The organism is Bdellovibrionota bacterium (genome assembly GCA_035292885.1).
In the GTDB taxonomy this organism is placed as follows: Bacteria; Bdellovibrionota_G; JALEGL01; order JALEGL01; family DATDPG01; genus DATDPG01.
Map to the genome: position 1 here is coordinate 1 of DATDPG010000160.1, position 5759 is coordinate 5759.

Here is a 5759-nt window from a genome sequence, read left to right on the forward strand (position 1 = left end):
AATCAGGCGCGTTCGCCGTCGTCTTGGAGTGCGTTCCCGCGGAAGTGGCTGTCCGAATCACGAAGGCTATCCCGATTCCGACGATCGGAATCGGAGCGGGACCCGGTTGTGACGGACAGGTCCTCGTCGTCAACGACCTCCTTGGAAACACCGTTTCGCATGTCCCCAAGTTTGTGAAACCGACGGCGAACTTGCGAAGCATCATTGTCGAGGCGGCGAAGACGTACGTCACCCACGTGAAGGAAGGGAAAGCATGATTGCCGTGGATGTGGGGAACACCAAGACGGCGTTTGCTCTCTTCCGCAACGACGTGTTGGTCCGTCAATCCCAGGTGGAAACCGATATCCGTCGAACGACGAACGACTATCGAAATCTCATCAACGAATTTCTTCGCCCCGTTGGTATTTCGCTCAAAGCCACCGAACAGATCACGGCAGCTTCCGTCGTCCCCGCCATCACGGAACAATTGAAGCCTCTGGCGAAAGATGTGGATGTCCATTTTGTATCGCACGAAAGTCCCATTTCGTTTGAAATCGCCCTTGCCGATCCACGCTCTCTAGGCGCGGATCGAATCGCCAACATGGAGGGGGCCGTCCGCAAATACGGCGCGCCGGTGATCGTCGTGGACGTCGGGACGGCCATTTCTGTCAGCGTCCTCAATCGTCGAAAACAATTCTTGGGCGGGGCGCTGGCTCCCGGCGTGGGAATCTCCCTCGATGCTCTTTTCTCCTCCACGGCTCTGATCCGGCGTGGGGCTTTGGACCGGCCGAAGCGCGCTATTGGTTCGACCACACTGGAAGCGATTGGCAGCGGCATCCATTTCGGTTACGCCGCAATGGTCGACGGCCTGGTCAGCAAAATGAAAGAGGATCTCGGAGAAAAAGAGGTCGCCGTCGTCGGCAAAGGGGGAACGATCGATATGCTCGCTCCGTATATCGACCCCCATTTTCAACTCTACCCGACGCTCACGCTGGAAGGGCTTCGTTTTATCTACGAGAATTTGAGGTCTCAACATGGCTAAAATTTTGCTGGGCGTTTGCGGGGGAATCTCCGCCTACAAGAGCTGCGAATTGGTTCGGGAGTTTCAACGGAGAGACGCCGAAGTACGCGTCATCATGACTGCTGCGGCCCAACAGTTTGTGACCAAGCTGACGTTCGAATCCCTTACGCGTGCCCCCGTCTATACGGATCTCTTCGGCGACGGGGCGTTCGGCACGGCGCACATCGAAATCGTGCGATGGGCCGACCTTCTCGTCGTGGCACCCGCCACCGCGAACAGTTTGGCTCATTTCGCCCACGGGGACGCTCCGGATTTCCTTTCCACCGCCTACCTTGCGTTTCGCGGGCCTGTGGTTTTGGCCCCCGCAATGAATACCGCGATGTGGAATCATTCGGCCGTCCGCGAGAATCTCGAATCGCTCGGACGGCGGGATTGCAACATCGTGTGGCCGATCGAAGGGGAACTCGCCTGCGGCGAGATCGGCCAGGGGAAAATGGCGGAACCGATCACGATCGCCGATTCCGTCATGAAACTTCTTCGTAAACGGGAATCCATGAAAGGCGTCCGGGTCATCGTCACCGCCGGACCGACGCGGGAATATTTGGACCCCGTTCGCTTTCTCTCCTCGCCCTCCTCCGGGAAAATGGGCCTGGCCGTCGCGCGGGAAGCCGCAACACGAGGCGCCGACGTCACGGTCGTTCACGGTCCGCTTTCCGCTCGCCCGGACTTTTCGGCGACGTTCGTCCCGGTGACCTCGGCCGAAGAAATGAAAGCAAGAGTCGAGGCGGCCCTTCCGGCAGACGTATTCATCGGGACCGCGGCTGTAGCCGATTATCGCCCCAAGAAAGCGGCCTCCTCAAAAATAAAAAGATCCTCCAAGTTTTTGAGTGTTACGCTCGTCCCGACGCCGGACATCTTATCCTTGGCGGTGGCCCGACGACGCCCCGGAGATCTCGTCGTCGGCTTCGCTGCGGAAACCGAACGGGTCGTCGAGCACGCTCGAGAAAAATTGCGATCCAAAAATGTCGATCTGATTGTCGCCAACGAGGTCGAAGGCGAGGCCAAGGGATTTCTTCAAGACCGGACATCCGTTGCATTCGTGAATTCCGAGCAATCCGAGACCTGGCAGAATGTCACCAAAGACGCTGTGGCTCGCGCGCTTTGGGATCGTATTGAAAAGATGCGAACGAAAAAGGAGACTTCACATGCGGGTCGTCGAGAGCATTCACGATCTAAAAGCCGCGCTTCGAGAATCGAGACGGCAAGGGCATAGCATCGGGTTCGTGCCGACGATGGGGGCGCTCCACGAGGGCCACCTCTCGCTGGTACGGCGATCCAAAGCCGAATGCGACCGTACGGTCATGAGTATTTTTGTAAATCCCCTGCAGTTCGGACCGAAAGAGGACTTCGGCCAGTATCTTCGGCCGATTGAAACGGATCGCGCGCTGGCCAAGAACGCAGGGGTCGACTTCCTTTTTTTCCCGCCGACGGATGAGGTGTACGCGAAGGACCGCTCGACGCACGTGGAGGAAACCTTGATCAGCAGACCGATGGAAGGCGTATTTCGGCCGGACTTCTTTCGCGGCGTCTGTACCGTCGTCTTAAAATTGTTTGCGACGGTTCGGCCCGATCGCTCTTACTTTGGCCAGAAAGACGCGCAACAACTTCGTGTGATTGAAAAAATGACCAACGACTTGAATCTGGACGTGACGATCATCGGCTGCCCTACGGTGCGGGAAAAGGACGGCCTGGCCATGAGTTCGCGAAACGCCTATCTCACTCCGGCCGAGCGCGAAACGGCGCCGACGCTTTATGCCGGCCTAAAAAAAGCTCACGATGCTTTCGAGCGCGGTGAGCGCTCGACCGCAAAATTGGTCGAGAAGGCCAGGAAACATATCGACGCTCAACCCGCCCTTGGCGTGCAATACCTGGAGGCCCGGCGGTGGAGAGATTTCGAGAGTGTCGATCGAATTTCCGAAAAATCCATCCTTGCAGCGGCTGCTTATCTCGGCAAAACTCGCCTGGTTGATAATATTATTCTCCTACCTCCGTCATAGAAACGCGATTCCTGGTAAGTAACATCTCTGTGAAGCGCTGGTTGATCCACGGAACTCTTTTTGTCCTGACGTTCGGCATGGCGACACTCTTTCACGGTCCGCTCTACGCCGTTACGATCATGGGGATCTTGCTGAGCCACGAACTCGGCCATTACCTGATGTGCAAGAAGTACGGTGTCGCAGCTACGTTCCCCATTTTTATTCCGATGCCCAATATCCTGGGTACCTTGGGCGCGGTGATCGCCATGCGAAGTCCGATCCCCAACCGAAAGGCTCTGTTCGATATCGGCGTCGCAGGTCCCCTGGTGGGCCTTGCCCTGGCCCTTCCCGCTATTATCGTGGGGCTCCATTTTTCCGAGATCCGGCCGATGAACGAGATTGCGGGCAAAGAGACGCTCTATTTGGGGGAGCCGGCGCTATTTTCCTGGCTGTCCGAAAAAATACTCGGTCCCATACCCTCGACGCAGGACGTTTTTCTTCATCCCGCCGCCTTTGCCGGTTGGGCCGTTCTATTCGTAACGTCGATCAATCTGTTCCCGGTGGGTCAGCTGGACGGAGGTCACATGCTTTACGCCATGATCGGGAGACGGGCGCGGATCGTATCGTGGGGAGTGGTGCTCGGCCTGGTTTATCTCGCCTTTCGTATCAATCCGATGTGGTTCGGATTCGTCGTCATGATTCTTCTCTTTATTTTTCGACATCCAGCGCCGGTCGACGATGTCACGCCGATCGGACGGACGCGGTGGCTCCTCGGAATTCTCACGTACGTATTGATGGCCGTCTGTTTTTCGGCCGTGCCTTTCGATTTTCGCCCGCCTTCACGATAAATTTTTGTGCCAGTCTTGCTAATGAATTCATAAGTATACCCACATCTTGCGGCGTCTTTTGGCCTGCGACGTCGGCAGACTTCGCGGGAAAAGCCTCAACGTATCGCAGCGGATACGCCTCCGGTTTTCCCACTTGTCTTCCTAGTCTCGGCTCAAAATCCGCTCGCAATCTGTAGACATACTTATGAACTCATTAGTAAGTACGCGGAAAGTCATGCCACTTCTCCCATTGACTCAAATCCATCCGTTACTACAATGAAGGTTAGCCCCCTGCGTTGCACGTGAAGGGCGATTATTGTTTTTTCCCTTATGAGTGTAATGAAGGGCACTGTCCCTGGCCGTGAAGAGCATGCCCGGCGCGCTCGGGAAGCCAGAAGCGGATCATACGGAGCCCCCCTTGGATTTGAGGGATAAAACACTCAGCCCCACGGCATCTGCGGAGGGCTTTTCTTTGACAAGCGTCCGTCTCTCAGTCGCAGGGTTCGCCCGGGCCGTCCCAATCGAAGGCCATCGCGTCGGTCGCTTTATGATGGCACGCCCCGCCCTTGTCGGTCCAATTCACCAACACGCGGATCATCTTCTCACTATTGCTCGCGAGTAACGTCGATGGGCATGAAAGCTCGGGTGGACGGTTCGAAGCCAGCCCGGAGCCGCAATATTGGTAAGGCGGTGAGCCGGCCCCCACGACCGCCCCCCATTTGCACACGACGGCGTGGCGATAGTAGGGATATGGACCGGTACTACCGCCGCCGATCTCTTCGCCGTTCCGGTTTAAGGGGCCTTCCACGCGGATCGTTCCGTTCGTCAGGCCGGACGGCGCCGGCAGGCTGGAATTATTGCCCAAATAATCCCAGCAGATACCGGTCATATCCTCGATCGTCGACTGCACGAGCGTGGCGGCCTCGTCGGCCGTTCGGGCGGTCCGCGTTCCCTGGGCCTGCATCATGATCATTCCGCTGAAACCGACGATGCCGATGGTGAAAATCACCAGACCCACCATGAGTTCAAGGAGCGTGAATCCTTTCAACCGAGGCGGGACGGTGGATTTCCGCTTCACTCGTTCTCCGTTTTCTTTATTTTGGCCAGAAGATCCGACACCGATTTCCGATTGGCCTCTCCCGCGCCGCTCTTTTCGATCGACTCCAAAACGGCCTGGACCTCCAAAAAAAGGTTTTCTTGCCGATCAAAAAACGAATTGAGCGAATCTTTGGCCGGCAGAAGATAATCGTATTTCCGAAAGCGCACGCGCGCGGACCGGTCTCCCTTTTTCCAGGACAGCAACGTGCGATCCAGCCCATAAAGAGGCCCCGAAAGACGATGGCTCATAAGGAGCCCAATCCCGAACCACACGGCCAACGCGGCCATCACGACCGGCCATTTCATGAATACGACGCGAAGAAGCGCGTCCAGCACCCAGGCCGTCGATTCCTCACCTTCAAAAAGGTAGCTCAAGGGAGGAACGAAGAGAAAAAAGGCGCACAGCATGACAAATCCCAAGGTGACCGCCACCAGTTCAAGAGCAAACCAAACCTGCTGTCTGAAATTCACCACGCTTTTTCGTCTACGCCACATCATGTTTCGTCCTCCTCACGGTTCATTTTCGAGGCGCCGTAGCGCTACAATTCTCACTTCGCCGATTGGTGCGTTTGGTTTTGTATCCACCAGGCCGACATCCATTCCACGTTCCAACCATGGATCCAATTTCGGGATAAACCGAATCGGGCGGACCTGGATCACGTATCGCGCCACGGTGGACTCGAGGGCATCGCTCAATCGCTCCAGGTGCGTCCGATACGGAGGCTGAACGACTTCTTGCTTCTGCCCCGGGGCCAAGGAAATCCTTCTAAACCTCAGGTTCTGGCGGGTCTGCTCAAT

At 56.6% G+C, this 5759-nt stretch carries 8 protein-coding genes and 1 other RNA gene; 6 read left to right on the forward strand and 3 right to left on the reverse strand.

Features of this window, described 5'->3' with window-relative positions; translation table 11 throughout:
• The 6 genes from VI895_11490 to ssrS form a co-directional block, all read left to right on the forward strand.
• Positions 1 to 257, forward strand: a 257-nt coding sequence (locus VI895_11490; GenBank protein HLG20423.1) for a 3-methyl-2-oxobutanoate hydroxymethyltransferase, incomplete at its 5' end; no start/stop codon positions are given.
• Complete coding sequence (locus VI895_11495; protein ID HLG20424.1) at positions 254 to 1021, forward strand: type III pantothenate kinase; 768 nt, start codon at positions 254 to 256, stop codon at positions 1019 to 1021. The genes VI895_11490 and VI895_11495, both read left to right, overlap by 4 nt.
• On the forward strand, positions 1014 to 2273 hold the full coding sequence (coaBC, locus tag VI895_11500) for a bifunctional phosphopantothenoylcysteine decarboxylase/phosphopantothenate--cysteine ligase CoaBC (protein ID HLG20425.1): 1260 nt from the start codon (positions 1014 to 1016) through the stop codon (positions 2271 to 2273). Before VI895_11495 ends, coaBC begins: the two co-directional genes overlap by 8 nt.
• A complete protein-coding gene (gene panC, locus VI895_11505) occupies positions 2206 to 3057 on the forward strand; it encodes a pantoate--beta-alanine ligase (GenBank protein ID HLG20426.1) in 852 nt (283 codons plus the stop codon). The genes coaBC and panC overlap by 68 nt, the downstream gene beginning before the upstream one ends.
• A 29-nt stretch (positions 3058 to 3086) precedes the next feature.
• A complete protein-coding gene (locus VI895_11510; protein HLG20427.1) occupies positions 3087 to 3884 on the forward strand; it encodes a site-2 protease family protein in 798 nt (265 codons plus the stop codon).
• A gap of 264 nt (positions 3885 to 4148) precedes the next feature.
• Positions 4149 to 4331, forward strand: a non-coding RNA gene (ssrS, locus tag VI895_11515) — 6S RNA.
• 22 nt (positions 4332 to 4353) lie between these two features.
• On the opposite strand, the gene VI895_11520 is transcribed toward ssrS, so the two are convergent.
• The 3 genes from VI895_11520 to VI895_11530 all read right to left on the reverse strand — a co-directional run.
• The gene (locus tag VI895_11520) at positions 4354 to 4941 is read right to left on the reverse strand and encodes a prepilin-type N-terminal cleavage/methylation domain-containing protein (protein ID HLG20428.1); all 588 of its coding nucleotides are present in this window, start codon (positions 4939 to 4941) and stop codon (positions 4354 to 4356) included.
• Positions 4938 to 5459 carry a hypothetical protein gene (locus tag VI895_11525; protein ID HLG20429.1) on the reverse strand — a complete coding sequence of 174 codons (522 nt, stop codon included), beginning with the start codon at positions 5457 to 5459 and terminating at the stop codon, positions 4938 to 4940. The genes VI895_11520 and VI895_11525 overlap by 4 nt, the downstream gene beginning before the upstream one ends.
• A gap of 12 nt (positions 5460 to 5471) precedes the next feature.
• Positions 5472 to 5759, reverse strand: a 288-nt coding sequence (locus VI895_11530; GenBank protein ID HLG20430.1) for a hypothetical protein, incomplete at its 5' end; no start/stop codon positions are given.